15 protein-coding genes and 1 pseudogene are annotated in these 16,945 nt (G+C 70.8%); 13 read left to right on the top strand and 3 right to left on the bottom strand.

All coding sequences use genetic code 11. From position 1 onward, the window contains the following. Positions 1 to 30 precede the first annotated feature (30 nt). Positions 31 to 639 (bottom strand): annotated as a pseudogene (locus HEP85_RS08190) (potassium channel family protein); the annotation flags it as partial. A 67-nt stretch (positions 640 to 706) separates the two neighbouring features. Between HEP85_RS08190 and HEP85_RS08185 the strand changes: the two are divergent. Continuing rightward, a complete protein-coding gene (locus HEP85_RS08185; protein WP_168527201.1) occupies positions 707 to 1,267 on the top strand; it encodes an HIT domain-containing protein in 561 nt (186 codons plus the stop codon). A gap of 102 nt (positions 1,268 to 1,369) precedes the next feature. On the opposite strand, the gene HEP85_RS08180 is transcribed toward HEP85_RS08185, so the two are convergent. Together HEP85_RS08180 and HEP85_RS08175 are read right to left on the bottom strand one after the other, a co-directional pair. Further along, entirely contained in the window at positions 1,370 to 3,079 is a 1,710-nt protein-coding gene (locus HEP85_RS08180) for a hypothetical protein (protein WP_168527200.1), read from the bottom strand. A 211-nt stretch (positions 3,080 to 3,290) separates the two neighbouring features. Beyond that, entirely contained in the window at positions 3,291 to 5,489 is a 2,199-nt protein-coding gene (locus tag HEP85_RS08175; RefSeq protein ID WP_168533435.1) for an elongation factor G-like protein EF-G2, read from the bottom strand. A gap of 243 nt (positions 5,490 to 5,732) precedes the next feature. Here HEP85_RS08175 and pgsA point away from each other — a divergent pair, with 243 nt between their 5' ends. From pgsA to secD, 12 genes are all read left to right on the top strand, one after another. Next, a complete protein-coding gene (pgsA, locus tag HEP85_RS08170) occupies positions 5,733 to 6,452 on the top strand; it encodes a phosphatidylinositol phosphate synthase (RefSeq protein WP_168533433.1) in 720 nt (239 codons plus the stop codon). Further along, positions 6,449 to 7,375 (top strand): phosphatidylinositol mannoside acyltransferase, encoded by a 927-nt coding sequence (locus HEP85_RS08165; RefSeq protein ID WP_168527199.1) that lies wholly within the window; start codon positions 6,449 to 6,451, stop codon positions 7,373 to 7,375. Before pgsA ends, HEP85_RS08165 begins: the two co-directional genes overlap by 4 nt. Continuing rightward, positions 7,372 to 8,559, top strand: a complete 1,188-nt coding sequence (locus HEP85_RS08160; protein ID WP_168527198.1) for a glycosyltransferase family 4 protein — start codon at positions 7,372 to 7,374, stop codon at positions 8,557 to 8,559. The genes HEP85_RS08165 and HEP85_RS08160 overlap by 4 nt, the downstream gene beginning before the upstream one ends. A 76-nt stretch (positions 8,560 to 8,635) precedes the next feature. After that, on the top strand, positions 8,636 to 9,181 hold the full coding sequence (locus HEP85_RS08155) for a hypothetical protein (protein ID WP_168527197.1): 546 nt from the start codon (positions 8,636 to 8,638) through the stop codon (positions 9,179 to 9,181). Positions 9,182 to 9,522: 341 nt separating this feature from the next. Then, positions 9,523 to 10,446 (top strand): pyridoxal 5'-phosphate synthase lyase subunit PdxS, encoded by a 924-nt coding sequence (pdxS, locus tag HEP85_RS08150; RefSeq protein ID WP_168527196.1) that lies wholly within the window; start codon positions 9,523 to 9,525, stop codon positions 10,444 to 10,446. A 12-nt stretch (positions 10,447 to 10,458) separates the two neighbouring features. Further along, positions 10,459 to 11,061, top strand: a complete 603-nt coding sequence (pdxT, locus tag HEP85_RS08145; RefSeq protein WP_168527195.1) for a pyridoxal 5'-phosphate synthase glutaminase subunit PdxT — start codon at positions 10,459 to 10,461, stop codon at positions 11,059 to 11,061. Between the two features lie 77 nt (positions 11,062 to 11,138). Then, positions 11,139 to 11,891, top strand: a complete 753-nt coding sequence (locus tag HEP85_RS08140; RefSeq protein WP_168527194.1) for a YebC/PmpR family DNA-binding transcriptional regulator — start codon at positions 11,139 to 11,141, stop codon at positions 11,889 to 11,891. Positions 11,892 to 12,020: 129 nt separating this feature from the next. Next, positions 12,021 to 12,614, top strand: coding sequence for a crossover junction endodeoxyribonuclease RuvC (gene ruvC / locus HEP85_RS08135; RefSeq protein ID WP_168527193.1), 594 nt, complete (start codon positions 12,021 to 12,023; stop codon positions 12,612 to 12,614). Beyond that, positions 12,611 to 13,219, top strand: a complete 609-nt coding sequence (gene ruvA / locus HEP85_RS08130) for a Holliday junction branch migration protein RuvA (RefSeq protein ID WP_168527192.1) — start codon at positions 12,611 to 12,613, stop codon at positions 13,217 to 13,219. The genes ruvC and ruvA overlap by 4 nt, the downstream gene beginning before the upstream one ends. 79 nt (positions 13,220 to 13,298) lie before the next feature. Next, complete coding sequence (gene ruvB / locus HEP85_RS08125) at positions 13,299 to 14,369, top strand: Holliday junction branch migration DNA helicase RuvB (RefSeq protein WP_168527191.1); 1,071 nt, start codon at positions 13,299 to 13,301, stop codon at positions 14,367 to 14,369. 163 nt (positions 14,370 to 14,532) lie between these two features. Next, positions 14,533 to 15,033, top strand: coding sequence for a preprotein translocase subunit YajC (gene yajC / locus HEP85_RS08120; RefSeq protein WP_168527190.1), 501 nt, complete (start codon positions 14,533 to 14,535; stop codon positions 15,031 to 15,033). A 142-nt stretch (positions 15,034 to 15,175) separates the two neighbouring features. Continuing rightward, positions 15,176 to 16,945: a protein translocase subunit SecD gene (gene secD / locus HEP85_RS08115; RefSeq protein ID WP_168527189.1), complete on the top strand. Its 1,770-nt coding sequence runs from the start codon at positions 15,176 to 15,178 to the stop codon at positions 16,943 to 16,945.

The following is a 16,945-nucleotide window of genomic DNA, read 5'->3' as shown; positions in this document are numbered from 1 at the left end:
CGGAGTGATCCGGCGCGTGGAGTGATCCGACACGTACGACGAGAACGACCCCGTGACCGCGCCGAGCAGCGCCAGACCGCACGCCATCAGACCCACCGCGATCGTGCGTCCGAGCCGGGTCACCGGGACGACGTCCCCGTAGCCCACCGTCGCGAGGGTGGAGCAGGTCCACCACACCGAGTCACCGAAGGTGCGGATCGTCGCGTGCGGTGCCGAGTGCTCCTGCTGGTAGACGGCGAGAGCGCCGGCGAAGCCGAGCAGCAGCACCGACAGACCCGCGTAGAAGGCCACGCGCGCGTACAGGGCGAGACGGGGTCGTCCGCGACGGCGCTGCACCGCCTCGTACACCTTGACGACGCGCAGCGGGCGCAGCAGGGGCAGGACGAGCATCAGTATGTCCAGCCAGTGGGCCGGTACGAAGCGGGGACCCTGGCCGCTGAGCCGCCAGCGCACTCCGTAGTCGACCAGGAACAGACCCCAGGCGGCCAGCAGCGCGGCCAGGCACGCGTCCCGTGCGGCGGGCGGCAGACCGTCGCCCAGGACCAGCACCGCGTAGGCGGTGAGAAACAGCAGCGCGCAGAGACCGAGCGGGACCTCGGTGTGCCGTTCCCAGCGGGCCTGCGGGCTGTCGTCGTCCACCGGCCCAGCTTGGCCCGGGGCGTATCCGGGAGAGCCCCGCCGACACGCCGCGAACGGGCGAAGCAATATGCTGCACCACATGACGAGTGAGCCGGAGCAGCAGATCGGAGTGGGGACGCAGGACGCGTTCCAGCGCTTGTGGACGCCCCACCGGATGGCTTACATCCAGGGCGAGAACAAGCCCACCGGCCCGGGGGCCGACGACGGCTGTCCGTTCTGCTCGATCCCCGCCAAGTCCGACGAGGACGGGCTCATCGTCAGGCGCGGTGAGCAGGTGTACGCGGTGCTCAACCTCTACCCGTACAACGGCGGCCATCTCATGGTCGTGCCCTACCGCCATGTCGCGGACTACACCGACCTGACCGGTCCGGAGACCGCCGAGCTCGGCGAGCTGACCAAGCAGGCCATGACCGCGCTGCGGGCCGCGTCCGGCGCGCACGGCTTCAACATCGGCATGAACCAGGGCACGGTGGCCGGGGCGGGCATCGCCGCCCACCTCCACCAGCACATCGTGCCCCGCTGGGGCGGCGACACCAACTTCATGCCGGTCGTCGGCCACACCAAGGTCCTGCCCCAACTGCTCGCGGACACCCGCGAGATGCTCGCCGAGGCGTGGCCCAGACCGTAGCCCGGCCGGACCCCGGAAGGGGCGCGAAATGGGGGCGTGGGAATCCATGCCACCGGCCGGCCTCTCCCACGGGCCGCCGCCTCCGGCTGATCCGTCGGAGGCCTACGCGTCGTAGACGTCGTCCTTCTTCGGTGTCGGGTCCTGCACCGCGCCGCTGAGCACGGAGGTGCGGCCGTCGAACTTCGCGGTGTCCACGTTGTGGCCCTTGAGGAACTCGATGACCGCCTCGTGCACCACACGCAGCACAGGGGTCGCGGAGCGCAGTACGTCGTCGGTCATGAAGCGGTTCTTCCAGGGCTGGTCGGCCCAGGCGTGCCGCAGTCCGAAGGGCTCGGGAAGGGTCAGCGAGCCGCCGAGCCAGTTCAGGAGCGGCGGGTACCAGGTGAAGGGGGCGCGGGCCGCGAGCCGTACGACCTCGTCGTTTCCTACCAGCGGGAGCTTCACCGTGCGGGTCTCCCAGAACTTGACCGTCTTGGCGACCTTCTTCTCCTTGGCCGCCGGCTTCCCCATGAACAGGCCGTTCACCGGCCCCAGGGCATGACCCGTGAGCTCGATGCGCAGGGTCTTGTGCAGCACGGTCACCGAGACGAGCATGCTGATCACCAACTGGCCGTCGTAGAGGGTCCACTGGACCCCGAGGTAGTGCCGCTCGCCGTTGTTGTACTGCTGCTTGTTGCAGATGTCCCGGATCTGCTGGAGGTTGACCTGGTGGGCCGTGCTGCCGCTCGGGCGGGTGACGGCCTTGGCGCTCGCCGGGATGTGCGTGACGACCCAGTGCCGGATCTCCGGCTTGGGGAAGCCGCCCGTGGTCAGTGGGCTCGTGTGGAGCCGCTCCAGCGCCCGCTCGACGGCGCTGACGACGTCGAAGCTCTGGAACCTGTTGATCTCCGGGGCCGGCACCAGGTGCTTGGCCAGCTCCGCGCTCAGCGACCCCACCTTCTGCATCTGGTCCGAGACGACCGGCACCAGTTCCTCGGCGAGGTGCCAGTGCCCCCAGCGCGTGCCCATGCCGAGGATGCCCTTGGGGCCGGCGTAGAAGACCGAGTTCGACCGCTGCTCGTCGCGCAGCTCGCCGAACGCCTGGCGCAGCCGCTCGGCCCGGGTGTCGCCGGGGCTGCTGGGGACGGACTCGGGGACCCGGGCGCCCACGGTGCTGCCGGAGAGGAGGTTGTTCCAGCGGGTGCGCAGGTCCTTCGCGGTGCGCTCGCAGATCTGCTTCGCCAGCAGCCAGCCGACGACCGGGGCGACGATCGCGCCCCGCACGTACCAGGCCAGGGGACCGGTGAAGGGCAGCCGGATCATGGCGATCACGGCGACGACGCCCACGGCGACGAGGAGCGCGGTGGCGAGGGCGGAGGCCCGCTTGTCCTCGCGCTTGGAGACGGCGGTCCGTATCTGGAAGACCAGCAGCCACAGCAGGAGCCCCGGCAGGAAGAGCAGACCGCAGAGCGTCATCACGACCGTCAGGCGGGTGTCGCGCTCCTTGCGCAGGCGGTTGGCCGCCAGACAGTGCTCGACCACCGCCTGCGGCTCGATGCCGAAGGACTGGACGACCGGACTGCGGCCGACGCCCAGCATGCGGGTCACCACCGCCTGGGCGAAGGCCTCGCCGAGGTTGGGCCGCAGGATCGTCGCCCACTTGCGGCCCGGATTGACCTTCGACTCGTGCCACTCGTTGTTGGCCTCGAGGATCTTCCCGACCTCGTCGTCCCGGTACGCGGCCGAGGCCAGGGCGTACGTCGCCATCTCGTCCGAACCCGAGCGTGGCACCTGTGGCCCGAACATGTCCTCGAAACCGGTTGGAACCGTCATTCCCGCCCCCATCGCCGCCGGTGTCGCTTCTGCGGCTTTTCCCGACTTCCCTGCCCCGCACACCTGTTGATCAGTCAGTCATGGTGATCGAGTCACCACGTCATCAGCCATCAGCTTGATCAGGTCATCAGCGTATCGGCAGGCGGCGGGCTTCGTCGGCGGACGGCCGAAGCCGCCCGCCGAGGGTGAACCGGAGCGCGTCCGGTGTGAACTACGAGGCCTCCCGCGTCCGTTCGCGCATCCTTTCGGCGATCTGCGGCGGCATCGGCTCGTGCCGCGCGTAACTGCGCTGGAAACGTGCGGTGCCGTGCGAGAGCGAGCGCAGATCGACGGCGTACCGGCCGATCTCCATCTCCGGCACCTCGGCCCGTACGAGCGTGCGTCCGCCGCTCGTCTGCTCCGTGCCGACGACCCGGCCACGCCGGCCCGAGAGGTCGCTCATCACGGCGCCCACGTAGTCGTCGCCGACCATGACGGTCACCTCGGCGACCGGCTCCAGGAGATGGATCCTCGCCTCGGCGGCGGCCTCGCGCAGCGCCAGCGCGCCCGCGGTCTGGAAGGCGGCGTCGGAGGAGTCCACCGAGTGCGCCTTGCCGTCGAGCAGGGTGATCCGCACGTCGATGAGCGGATGGCCCGCGGCCACGCCCCTGGCCGCCTGGGCGCGCACGCCCTTCTCGACGGACGGGATGAACTGCCGGGGCACCGCCCCGCCGACGACCTTGTCCACGAACTCGATGCCCGAGCCGTTCGGGAGGGGTTCGACCTCGATCTCGCAGATCGCGTACTGGCCGTGGCCGCCGGACTGCTTCACATGGCGCCCGCGCCCCGCGGACCTGGCCGCGAACGTCTCCCGCAGCGAAACCTGGTGCGGTACCACGTCGACCTGGACGCCGTACCGGCTGCGCAGCCGCTCCAGGGCGACGTCCGCGTGCGCCTCGCCCAGACACCACAGGACCACCTGGTGGGTGTGCTGGTTCTGTTCCAGGCGCATGGTGGGGTCCTCGGCGACCAGCCGGCCGAGCCCCTGTGAGAGCTTGTCCTCGTCGGCCTTGCTGTGCGCCTGGATGGCGAGCGGCAGCAGCGGGTCGGGCATCTGCCACGGTTCCATCAGCAGCGGGTCGTCCTTGGCCGAGAGCGTGTCGCCGGTCTCCGCCCGGTTGAGTTTCGCCACGCACGCCAGGTCGCCCGCGATGCAGTGGGTGAGGGCGCGCTGCTGTTTGCCGAACGGCGCGGACAGCGCGCCGACGCGCTCGTCGACGTCGTGATCCTCGTGGCCGCGGTCGGTGAGCCCGTGCCCCGAGACGTGCACCGTCTCGTCGGGGCGCAGGGTGCCGGAGAAGACGCGGACGAGCGAGACCCGGCCGACATAGGGGTCGCTGGCCGTCTTCACGACCTCCGCCACCAGCGGCCCGTCCGGGTCGCAGGCCCTGACCTCGCGCGCCGCGCCGTCCGGCGTCGTCACCGCGGGTGCCGCGCGCTCCAGCGGGGTCGGGAAGCCGCCGGTGACGAGCTCCAGGAGCTCGACCGTGCCGAGTCCCTGCCGGGCGCCCTCGGCGGCGGGCGCGGCGGCCAGCACGGGGAAGAACGCCCCGCGCGCCACGGCCCGCTCCAGATCCTGCACCAATGTCTTGAAATCGATCTCCTCGCCGCCCAGATAGCGGTCCATGAGGCTCTCGTCCTCGCTCTCGGCGATGATCCCCTCGATCAGCCGGTTGCGCGCCTCCTCGATCAGCGGCAGCTGCCCGTCCACCGGCTCGGCCTCCTCGCGCGCACCGGACGAGTAGTCGAACAGCCGTTGCGACAGCAGCCCGATCAACCCGGTCACCGGCGCGTGCCCGTCCGGGCCCGGCTCTCCGTGCAGCGGCAGATAGAGCGGCAGTACGGCGTCCGGGTCGTCGGCGCCGAAGGCCTCCGCGCAGATCCTGGTCATCGTGTCGAAGTCGGCGCGGGCCGATTCGAGGTGGGTGACCACGATGGCCCGCGGCATGCCGACCGCCGCGCACTCCTCCCAGACCATCCGGGTCGAGCCGTCCACGCCGTCCGAGGCCGAGACCACGAAGAGGGCCGCGTCCGCGGCGCGCAGACCGGCCCTGAGTTCTCCGACGAAGTCGGCGTATCCGGGGGTGTCGAGAATGTTGATCTTGTATCCGTCCCAGGTGACGGGTACCAGGGAGAGCTGCACCGAGCGCTGCTGCCGGTGCTCGATCTCGTCGTAGTCGGACACGGCGGTGCCGTCCTCCACCCGGCCCGCCCGGTTCACGGCTCCCGCCGTCAGCGCGAGAGCCTCCACCAACGTCGTCTTGCCCGATCCGCTGTGGCCGACCAGCACCACATTCCGTACGGACGCGGGGTGGTCGGCCGCCGTAGCCCTGCCGGCGGCTCCGGGGTGTGCGTTCGCCTTGTCGCCCATGGCCTTGCCTCCCGTGCACGGTGAGGTCTCTGTGGGCGCGGGCACGACGGATCCTTCCCCGGACCGGGTCCAGGGGTACCCCCAGCGGTACGGCTCCGATGACGCCCGCGGTGACTTCGAGCTTTGCACTCGCGTCACGGTGCGTCCATACGGAGGACGCGATCGCGCCGTGCCACCCGCGGAGTCCCCGCGTGACACGGGGTGCGGGTGCCCGACCGTCGCACATGCGCGCGCGTGACTACGATGGGCCAGCCGGGGGCCAGCAGGGGCCGCCCGGCGACACCGACCGTCGGGAAGGCCATGCTGAACAAGTACGCGCGTGCATTCTTCACGCGTGTCCTCACACCGTTCGCCGCGTTTCTCATCCGCCGGGGGGTAAGCCCCGACACGGTCACCCTCCTGGGCACGGCCGGAGTGATGGCGGGCGCGCTGGTCTTCTACCCCCGGGGAGAGTTCTTCTGGGGCACGATCGTCATCACGCTCTTCGTCTTCTCCGACCTCGTCGACGGCAACATGGCGCGCCAGCTCGGCCGCTCCAGCCGGTGGGGGGCCTTCCTGGACTCCACGCTCGACCGGGTCGCCGACGGGGCCATCTTCGGCGGCTTCGCGCTCTGGTACGCGGGCAACGGCGACAACAACGTGCTCTGCGCCGTCTCGATCTTCTGTCTGGCCAGCGGGCAGGTGGTCTCGTACACCAAGGCCCGCGGCGAGTCGATCGGTCTGCCGGTCGCCGTCAACGGTCTGGTGGAGCGCGCCGAACGCCTGGTGATCTCACTGGTCGCGGCGGGCCTCGCGGGGCTGCACGAGTTCGGGGTTCCCGGCATCCAGTGGCTGCTGCCCGTCGCGCTGTGGATCGTCGCCGTCGGCAGCCTCGTGACGCTCGTCCAGCGCGTCGTCACGGTACGCCGGGAGTCCGCCGAGGCCGACGCGGCCGCCGCGCACAGCAGCGGGGCCACGTCGTGACCAGCCTCCAGGACAGACTGGTGGACGGGGCGTACGCGCTCGGCTGGAGCACCGTCAAGACGCTCCCGGAGCCGGTCGCCGTACGTCTCGGCCGCACCATCGCGGACATCGCCTGGAGGAAACGCGGCAAGGGCGTACTGCGCCTGGAGAGCAACTACGCGCGCGTGGTGCCCGACGCGGGCCCGGAACGGCTCGCGGAGCTCTCCCGTGCGGGCATGCGCTCGTACCTGCGCTACTGGATGGAGTCCTTCCGCCTTCCCGCCTGGAGCCGGGAGCGCGTGCGGACGGGCTTCGACCCCAGGGACGCGCATTACCTGACCGACGGCATCGCCTCCGACCGGGGTGTCATCCTCGCCCTCCCGCACATGGGCAACTGGGACCTCGCCGGCGCGTGGGTCACCACCAAGCTGGAGACGCCGTTCACCACCGTGGCCGAGCGCCTCAAGCCGGAATCGCTGTACGACCGCTTCGTCGCCTACCGCGAGGGCCTCGGCATGGAGGTCCTCCCGCACAGCGGCGGCACCGCGTTCGGCACCCTGGCCCGGCGGCTGCGCGACGGGGGCCTGGTCTGCCTGGTCGCCGAACGCGATCTGTCCGCGTCCGGCGTCGAGGTCAAGTTCTTCGGAGAGGCGACCCGGATGCCCGCGGGCCCGGCGCTGCTGGCCCAGCAGACCGGCGCGCTGCTCCTCCCGGTGACGCTCTGGTACGACGACTCACCCGTGATGCAGGGCCGTGTGCATCCCCCCGTCGAGGTCCCCGAGACAGGTACCCGGGCCGAGAAGACGTCTGTCATGACACAGGCGCTGGCCGACGCCTTCGCCACGGGTATTTCCGACCATCCGGAGGACTGGCACATGCTGCAGCGCCTGTGGCTCGCCGACCTGGAGCCCCGCCCCGCACCGTCCGACGGGGAGCGGCCGTGAAGATCGGCATCGTCTGCCCGTACTCGTGGGACGTACCGGGCGGCGTCCAGTTCCACATCCGTGACCTCGCCGAACATCTCATCCGCCTCGGGCACGAGGTCTCCGTCCTCGCCCCCGCGGACGACGAGACCCCTCTGCCGCCGTACGTCGTCTCGGCCGGCCGCGCGGTCCCGGTGCCCTACAACGGCTCGGTGGCGCGCCTGAACTTCGGCTTCCTGTCGGCGGCCAGGGTGCGGCGCTGGCTGCACGACGGCACCTTCGACGTGATCCACATCCACGAACCGACCTCGCCGTCCCTGGGACTGCTCGCGTGCTGGGCCGCGCAGGGGCCCATCGTCGCCACCTTCCACACCTCCAACCCGCGCTCCCGGGCGATGATCGCGGCGTACCCGATCCTGCAGCCCGCGCTGGAGAAGATCAGCGCGCGGATCGCGGTGAGCGAGTACGCGCGGCGCACGCTCGTCGAGCATCTGGGCGGTGACGCGGTCGTCATCCCGAACGGCGTCGACGTCGACTTCTTCGCCCGCGCCAAGCCCCAGCAGGAGTGGCAGGGCGACACACTCGGGTTCATCGGCCGCATCGACGAGCCCCGCAAGGGTCTGCCCGTCCTGATGAAGGCACTCCCGAAGATCCTCGCCGAACGCCCCAGGACCAGGCTCCTGGTCGCCGGCCGGGGTGACGAGGAGGAGGCCGTCGAGTCACTGCCCGCCGAGATGCGCTCACGCGTGGAGTTCCTCGGCATGATCAGTGACGAGGACAAGGCCCGCTTCCTGCGCAGCGTCGACGTGTACGTGGCACCCAACACCGGCGGCGAGAGCTTCGGGATCATCCTGGTGGAGGCCATGTCCGCGGGGGCGCCGGTACTGGCCTCCGACCTCGACGCCTTCGCCCAGGTGCTCGACCAGGGAGGGGCCGGGGAACTGTTCGCCAACGAGGACGCGGACGCGCTGGCCGCCTCCGCCGTACGCCTGCTGGGCGACCCCGAGCGCCGCGCCGAACTGCGTGCGCGGGGCAGCGCTCACGTACGGCGCTTCGACTGGTCCACGGTCGGCGCCGACATCCTGTCCGTGTACGAGACGGTGACGGACGGGGCGGCGGCGGTGGCGGCGGACGAACGGACGGGGCTGCGGGCACGGTTCGGGCTGGCGCGGGACGAGCGCGGGGGAGCGGCAGGAGGGCGTTGACGCCCTCCTGCGGGGCGGGACGCCCGCGCGGGGGACGTGAGGGGCGGGTGACCACGCCCGAGTAGCCTTGCGGCCCGTGACCGCAACCTTGATCTGGATCCTCGTCGGCCTCGCCGCGATCGGCCTCTACCTGAGCTGGACCGCGGGGCGTCTCGACCGGCTGCACGCCCGGATCGACGCCGCGCGCGCCGCGCTCGACGCGCAGCTGTTGCGCCGGGCCTCGGTCGCCCAGGAACTGGCGACCTCCGGGGTGCTCGACCCGGCCGCCTCGATCGTGCTCTACGAGGCGGCGCACGCCGCCAGACAGGCGGAGGAGGAGCAGCGCGAGGTCGCCGAGAGTGAGCTGAGCCAGGCTCTGCGGGCCGTCTTCGGAGAGGTGCAGCAGATGGAGGCGGTGCGGGAGGCACCCGGCGGGGACGCGGCGGCGAGTGAGCTGGCGCAGGCGGTGCGGCGGGTGCCGATGGCCCGGCGGTTCCACAACGACGCCGTGCGGGCGGCGCGGGCGTTGCGCAGGCACCGCAAGGTGCGGTGGTTCCGGCTGGCCGGTCACGCGCCCTTCCCGATGGCCTTCGAAATGGACGACGAGCCACCTACCGCGTTGGCTGACCGGCCTACGAGCTGAGCCGTCTGCTGCCTGGCCGTCCCTGGGGGCTGCCGCCCCCAGACCCCCGCTCCGGCCTTGAGGGCCTTGTCCTCAATCGCCGGACGGGCTGATGGTGCTTACCTGTGCTGGATATTTTCAGCCCGTCCGGCGTTTGAGGACGAGCCCTTCGGGCGATGCGGGGGTCCAGGGGCGCAGCGCCCCTGGCGGGGTCCGGGGCGGAGTCCCCGGGGACGGGTCGGGCAGGGGCGGCGGGGGCCGGAAAACGAGCCACCGGGTCCCCATTGGCCCTTGCAGTGGCCTGGTCCACTCCCGTTTCCTCGGTACTGCAGAAACCCTCTTTCACCGAGTGAGGTCAACCCGTGTCCAGCACGCTCCCCACCCCCGCCCGCCCCGAAGACAACGCGGCGACCGGCACCGCCCGAGTGAAGCGCGGCATGGCCGAGCAGCTCAAGGGCGGCGTGATCATGGACGTCGTCACCCCCGACCAGGCGAAGATCGCCGAGGACGCGGGCGCCGTCGCCGTCATGGCCCTGGAGCGGGTCCCGGCCGACATCCGCAAGGACGGCGGCGTGGCCCGGATGTCCGACCCGGACATGATCGAGGGCATCATCGACGCCGTCTCGATCCCGGTGATGGCCAAGTCCCGCATCGGCCACTTCGTCGAGGCCCAGGTCCTGCAGTCCCTCGGCGTCGACTACATCGACGAGTCCGAGGTCCTCACCCCGGCCGACGAGGTCAACCACTCCGACAAGTGGGCGTTCACCACCCCCTTCGTCTGCGGTGCCACCAACCTGGGCGAGGCCCTGCGCCGTATCGCCGAGGGCGCCGCGATGATCCGCTCCAAGGGCGAGGCCGGCACCGGCAACGTCGTCGAGGCCGTCCGTCACCTGCGTCAGATCAAGAACGAGATCGCCAGGCTGCGCGGCTACGACAACAACGAGCTGTACGCCGCGGCCAAGGAACTGCGCGCCCCGTACGAGATCGTCAAGGAGGTCGCCGAGCTCGGCAAGCTCCCGGTGGTGCTGTTCTCCGCGGGCGGCGTCGCCACTCCCGCCGACGCGGCGCTGATGCGCCAGCTCGGCGCCGAGGGCGTCTTCGTCGGCTCCGGCATCTTCAAGTCCGGCGACCCGGCCAAGCGCGCCGCCGCCATCGTGAAGGCCACCACCTTCTACGACGACCCGAAGATCATCGCGGACGCGTCCCGCAACCTCGGCGAGGCCATGGTCGGCATCAACTGCGACACCCTCCCCGAGGCCGAGCGCTACGCCAACCGCGGCTGGTAGGACACACCACTCATGAGCACCCCCGTCATAGGCGTCCTGGCCCTCCAGGGTGACGTACGGGAGCACCTCATCGCCCTGGCCGCGGCGGACGCCGTGGCCAGGGCGGTACGGCGCCCCGAGGAACTCGCCGAGGTGGATGGCCTGGTCATCCCCGGCGGTGAGTCCACCACCATCTCCAAACTGGCCCACCTCTTCGGCATGATGGAGCCCCTCCGCGCGCGCGTGCGTGAAGGGATGCCCGTGTACGGCACCTGCGCCGGCATGATCATGCTCGCCGACAAGATCCTCGACCCGCGCTCGGGGCAGGAGACGATCGGCGGCATCGACATGATCGTGCGCCGCAACGCCTTCGGACGCCAGAACGAGTCCTTCGAAGCGGCGGTCGCCGTCGAGGGCGTCGAGGGCGATCCCGTGGAGGGCGTCTTCATCCGCGCGCCCTGGGTCGAGTCCGTGGGGGCGGAGGCCGAAGTGCTGGCCACCCACGAGGGCCACATCGTCGCCGTGCGCCAGGGCAACGCGCTCGCCACCTCGTTCCACCCCGAACTGACCGGAGACCACCGCGTGCACGGCCTGTTCGTCGACATGGTGCGCGCGAACCGGACACCCGGCTCCTAGTAGGATCTGGGGGTCCCCCAGGCTCTCGCAGCGCGGGGGAGTTCGTACAGGATGGGTTACGCGAAGGAGACAGGCAGATGTCCGGCCACTCTAAATGGGCTACGACGAAGCACAAGAAGGCCGTGATCGACGCCAAGCGCGGCAAGCTCTTCGCGAAGATGATCAAGAACATCGAGGTGGCGGCCCGCACGGGCGGCGCCGACGTGTCCGGCAACCCGACGCTCTTCGACGCCATCCAGAAGGCCAAGAAGAGCTCGGTCCCGAACAAGAACATCGACTCGGCGGTCAAGCGCGGCGCCGGCCTCGAAGCCGGTGGCGCCGACTACGAGACGATCATGTACGAGGGTTACGGCCCGAACGGCGTCGCGGTGCTCATCGAGTGCCTCACCGACAACCGTAACCGCGCCGCCTCGGACGTCCGCGTCGCCATGACCCGCAACGGCGGCAACATGGCCGACCCGGGTTCGGTCTCGTACCTCTTCAACCGCAAGGGCGTCGTCATCGTTCCCAAGGGTGAGCTGACCGAGGACGACGTCCTGGGTGCCGTGCTCGACGCGGGCGCCGAGGAGGTCAACGACCTCGGTGAGTCCTACGAGGTCATCTCCGAGGCGACCGACCTGGTCGCCGTGCGCACCGCGCTGCAGGACGCCGGGATCGACTACGACTCCGCCGACGCCAACTTCGTCCCGACCATGCAGGTCGAGCTCGACGAGGAGGGCGCCCGGAAGATCTTCAAGCTGATCGACGCGCTCGAGGACAGCGACGACGTGCAGAACGTCTTCGCCAACTTCGACGTCAGCGACGAGGTCATGGAGAAGGTCGACGCCTGAGCGCCGACAGCCGAACGGGCCGACGGGACACACCCCGTCGGCCCGTCGCTTTGTCAGTGGCACCCGATAGCCTGCACGAACAGCTGTCACCGGTGGGTGACCGGGGGAGATCGACGAAGGGGGACCGGGGTGCGGGTACTGGGTGTCGACCCCGGGCTGACCCGATGCGGTGTCGGCGTGGTCGAGGGAGTCGCGGGCCGGCCCCTGACCATGCGCGGGGTCGGTGTCGTACGCACCCCGGCGGACGCCGAGTTGGGCCTGCGCCTCGTCGCCGTCGAGCAGGGCATCGAGCGGTGGCTCGACGAGTACGCGCCCGAATACGTCGCGGTGGAGCGGGTGTTCAGCCAGCACAACGTCCGCACGGTGATGGGCACCGCCCAGGCCAGCGCCGTCGCCATGCTCTGTGCCGCCCGTCGCGGCATCCCCGTCGCCCTGCACACCCCGAGCGAGGTCAAGGCCGCCGTCACCGGCAGCGGACGCGCGGACAAGGCCCAGGTCGGCGCGATGGTCACCCGGCTGCTCAGGCTGGACGCGCCGCCCAAACCCGCCGACGCCGCCGACGCCCTCGCGCTGGCGATCTGTCACATCTGGCGCGCACCCGCCCAGAACCGGCTCCAGCAGGCCGTCGCGCAGAACCGACTCCAACAGGCGGCCGCCCTGCACGCGGCGCAAGCGGCGTCGCAGGCCGCACCGCACCACGCATCGAAAGGCCGTACCGCATGATCGCCTTCGTCAGCGGCCCGGTCGCCGCTCTCGCCCCCGACTCAGCGGTGGTGGAGGTCGGCGGCATCGGAATCTCCGTCCAGTGCACGCCGGGCACCCTCGCCGCGCTCCGCATGGGACAGCCGGCCAGGCTCGCCACCTCCCTGGTCGTCCGCGAGGACTCCTTGACCCTGTACGGCTTCGCGGACGACGACGAGCGCGGGACCTTCGTGCTGCTGCAGACCGCGAGCGGTGTCGGCCCGCGCCTCGCCCAGGCCATGCTCGCCGTGCACACCCCAGACGCCCTGCGCCGGGCGATCGCCACGGGTGACGAGAAGGCCCTCACGGCCGTACCCGGCATCGGCAAGCGGGGAGCCCAGAAACTCCTGCTGGAGCTCAAGGACCGGCTCGGCGAGCCGCTCGGCACGGGCACCGGGATCGGCACCCCGGTCAGCACCGGCTGGCGCGAGCAGCTGCACGCCGCGCTGATCGGCCTCGGGTACGCCACCAGGGAGGCCGACGAGGCGGTCTCCGCGGTCGCCCCGCAAGCCGAGGCAGAGGAGGGGGCACCCCAGGTGGGCCGGCTCCTGAAGGCCGCCCTGCAGACTCTCAACCGCGCCCGCTGACCCGGCGGCCCGCCGCCCGACCCGACCGGCGCCCGCCGACCCACCGGCCGCCCCACCACCACACCGCGAGGCACACGCAATGAACTGGGACGACACGACCGACGAGACCGCCGCCGACCGGCTCGTCGGCGCGTCCGCCGACCGTGAGGACCAGGCCGTCGAGGCGGCCCTGCGCCCCAAGGACCTGGACGAGTTCATCGGCCAGGAGAAGGTCCGCGAGCAGCTCGACCTCGTGCTGCGCGCCGCCCGCGCCCGCGGCGCCACCGCCGACCACGTGCTGCTCTCCGGCGCCCCCGGTCTGGGCAAGACCACTCTCTCGATGATCATCGCGGCCGAGATGGGCGCCCCCATCCGCATCACCAGCGGCCCCGCCATCCAGCACGCAGGCGACCTCGCCGCGATCCTCTCCTCGCTCCAGGAGGGCGAGGTGCTCTTCCTGGACGAGATCCACCGCATGTCCCGGCCCGCCGAAGAGATGCTCTACATGGCGATGGAGGACTTCCGGGTCGACGTGATCGTCGGCAAGGGCCCGGGAGCCACCGCGATCCCCCTGGAGCTGCCGCCCTTCACCCTGGTCGGCGCCACCACCCGGGCAGGACTGCTGCCGCCCCCGCTGCGCGACCGCTTCGGCTTCACCGCACACATGGAGTTCTACGAGCCCGCCGAGCTGCAGCGCGTCATCCACCGCTCCGCGAACCTCCTCGACGTCGAGATCGGCACCGAGGGCGCCGCCGAGATCGCCGGCCGCTCCCGCGGCACCCCCCGTATCGCCAACCGTCTGCTGCGCCGGGTCCGGGACTACGCGCAGGTCAAGGCCGACGGCATCATCACCCGCGAGATCGCCGCCGCGGCGCTGAAGGTCTACGAGGTCGACGCCCGCGGCCTCGACCGCCTCGACCGAGGTGTCCTGGAAGCCCTGCTCAAGCTCTTCGGCGGCGGCCCGGTGGGGCTGTCCACGCTCGCGGTCGCCGTGGGGGAGGAGCGGGAGACCGTGGAGGAGGTCGCCGAGCCCTTCCTGGTGCGCGAGGGACTGCTCGCCCGTACGCCCCGTGGTCGCGTCGCGACTCCGGCGGCATGGGCACATCTCGGTCTCACCCCGCCCCAGCGGGCCATGGGGGGAAACGGACAAGGGGACCTGTTCGGGGCGTGACGGCGCGGGCACTCGCGGGGTCAGGAACCCCGGTGCCATGCTGAGCGTTGTTCCCTGAGCGCGGACTCGCTTAGACTCCGCCGATGCCGCCCTTGTAGGCGACATACATACCCCCATCCAGCAGGCCGCTCACCATCGCGGTCGAAGAAGGAAGTTCCGACCCGTGAGTCTCGTGACCCTCCTCCCGTTCATCGTGCTCATCGGGGCCATGTTCCTGATGACCCGGTCTGCCAAGAAGAAGCAGCAGCAGGCTGCTTCCATGCGCAACGACATGCAGCCCGGCTCCGGCGTGCGCACGATCGGTGGCATGTACGCCACCGTCAAGGAGGTCAACGAGGACTCGGTCCTTCTTGACGCGGGTCCCGGCGTGGACCTGCTCTTCGCGAAGAACTCGATCGGCGCCGTCCTCACCGACGACGAGTACAACCGCATCGTGCACGGCATCGAGCACGACCTCGAGGCCGACGGCCCGGTTGTCCCGGACGACGCCTCCTCCCTCACCGAGACCGACGAGCCCGCCGCCGACGCCTCTTCCGACGCCTCCGACGACAAGCCCATCGACCTCGGCAAGAAGGACGCCGCGGACGAGCCCGCCGACGCGAAGGCGGCCGAGGGCGACGAAGCAGAGCCGAAGAAGACCGACGGCGAGTCCGGCGCGAAGTAGCATCCCCCGGGGAACACGGCGCGATCCGCTCGCGCCCCGTGAACCCCAGGGATGTGCCTCTGTCGCACGGAGTCCCGACACCATGCCATGGCCGCCCACGCGCTGACCCCGCGCGAGGCGGCCCGAGAGGGAGTACGAGAAGGTGGCAGCACCGAAGAAGGGCCGGAGCGCGAGTGCCCAGAGCAGGCCGGGGCGCTCGCTTGCCCTCATCCTGATCGCCATCGTGGCGCTCACCGGGGGGATGTTCCTCTCCGGGCATTCCACCCCGCGTCTCGGCATCGACCTCGCCGGCGGCACCAGCATCACGCTGGAGGCGAAGAACGAGCCGGGCCAGCCGAACGCGATCAACAAGACCAACATGAACACCGCGGTCGACATCATGAACCGCCGTGTCAATGGTCTTGGTGTCTCCGAGGCAGAGGTCCAGACCCAGGGCGATCGCAACATCATCGTCAACATCCCCAAGGGCACGAACTCCAAGCAGGCCCGGGAGCAGGTCGGCACCACCGCCAAGCTCTACTTCCGCCCGGTGCTGGCCACCGAGGTCGCCGGGAACGCCGCGACGGCCAGTCCCTCGCCGAGCGCCTCCAGCAGCGACTCCTCGAAGGACAAGGCGACCGGCAAGGCGACCGACAAGGCGACGTCGTCGAGCTCCGCGACTCCGTCGGCCACGGCCACCTCCCAGGGCCGTGCGGTCACCGACGCTCTGAAGGCCGACAGCACGCCGTCCGCGAGCGCCTCGGCGAAGTCGTCGGCCTCCACCGCCGCCACGCCGTCGCCGAGCGGCAGCGTCGACCCCGCGACCGCCAAGCTCCAGGCCCAGTACGCCGCGCTCGACTGCACCGACAAGGCGGTCCGTGCCACGGCCGGTGACGGCGTCAAGCCCACCGACCCCACGGTCGCCTGCGGCAAGAACTCCTCGGGCCAGTGGCAGAAGTACGTGCTCGGCGCCGCCGAGGTCTCCGGCACGGACATCAAGAGCGCCGCGGCCGTCTTCGACACCCAGAGCGCCGCGGGCTGGAAGGTCACCATGGACTTCACGTCCGGTGGCTCCAAGAAGTTCGCCGACATCACCGGCAAGCTCGCGAAGAACCAGTCCCCGCAGAACCAGTTCGCCATCGTCCTCGACGGTGAGGTCGTCTCCGACCCGTACGTCAGCCAGGCGCTGACCGGCGGCAACGCGGAGATCTCCGGCAGCTTCACGCAGACCGAGGCGCAGGACCTGGCCAACATGCTGAAGTACGGCGCGCTGCCGCTCACCTTCAAGGAGGCGAGCGTCAACACCGTGACGGCCGCCCTCGGCGGCGAGCAGCTGCACGCCGGTCTGATCGCGGGCGCGATCGGCCTGGGCCTGGTCATCATCTACCTGGTGGTCTACTACCGGGGCCTGTCGGTCATCGCCATCGCCTCCCTGATGGTCTCCGCCATCCTCACGTACGTGATCATGGCGTTGCTCGGCCCCGCCATCGGGTTCGCGCTGAACCTGCCGGCGGTCTGTGGCGCGATCGTCGCCATCGGCATCACGGCGGACTCGTTCATCGTGTTCTTCGAACGCATCCGGGACGAGATCCGCGAGGGCCGCAGCCTGCGCCCGGCCGTCGAGCGTGCCTGGCCGCGCGCCCGGCGCACCATCCTGGTCTCCGACTTCGTGTCGTTCCTCGCCGCCGCGGTGCTCTTCATCGTCACCGTCGGCAAGGTCCAGGGCTTCGCGTTCACCCTCGGTCTGACCACCCTGCTCGACGTGGTCGTCGTCTTCCTCTTCACCAAGCCGCTGATGACGCTCCTCGCCCGCAAGAAGTTCTTCGCGAGCGGCCACAGCTGGTCCGGACTCGACCCGAAGCGACTGGGCGCCCAGCCGCCGCTGCGCCGCACCCGTCGCGCGTCCGCCCCCGTCGACACGAAGGAGGCGTGA

The sequence above is a fragment of the Streptomyces sp. RPA4-2 genome, from assembly GCF_012273515.2.
Lineage (GTDB): Bacteria > Actinomycetota > Actinomycetes > Streptomycetales > Streptomycetaceae > Streptomyces > Streptomyces kaempferi.
The sequence above is the reverse complement of the archived record's forward strand: the minus strand, read 5'-3'. Positions and strand labels throughout refer to the sequence as shown.

Excerpts from the sequence above, each read along its gene's own strand:
- HEP85_RS08180 (WP_168527200.1), bottom strand. The coding sequence starts at position 3,079 with ATGACGGTTCCAACCGGTTTCGAGGACATGTTCGGGCCACAGGTGCCA.
- HEP85_RS08140 (WP_168527194.1), top strand. The coding sequence starts at position 11,139 with ATGTCCGGCCACTCTAAATGGGCTACGACGAAGCACAAGAAGGCCGTG.
- HEP85_RS08175 (WP_168533435.1), bottom strand. The coding sequence starts at position 5,489 with ATGGGCGACAAGGCGAACGCACACCCCGGAGCCGCCGGCAGGGCTACG.
- HEP85_RS08185 (WP_168527201.1), top strand. The coding sequence starts at position 707 with ATGCTGCACCACATGACGAGTGAGCCGGAGCAGCAGATCGGAGTGGGG.
- ruvA (WP_168527192.1), top strand. The coding sequence starts at position 12,611 with ATGATCGCCTTCGTCAGCGGCCCGGTCGCCGCTCTCGCCCCCGACTCA.
- pdxT (WP_168527195.1), top strand. The coding sequence starts at position 10,459 with ATGAGCACCCCCGTCATAGGCGTCCTGGCCCTCCAGGGTGACGTACGG.
- pgsA (WP_168533433.1), top strand. The coding sequence starts at position 5,733 with ATGGGCCAGCCGGGGGCCAGCAGGGGCCGCCCGGCGACACCGACCGTC.
- ruvB (WP_168527191.1), top strand. The coding sequence starts at position 13,299 with ATGAACTGGGACGACACGACCGACGAGACCGCCGCCGACCGGCTCGTC.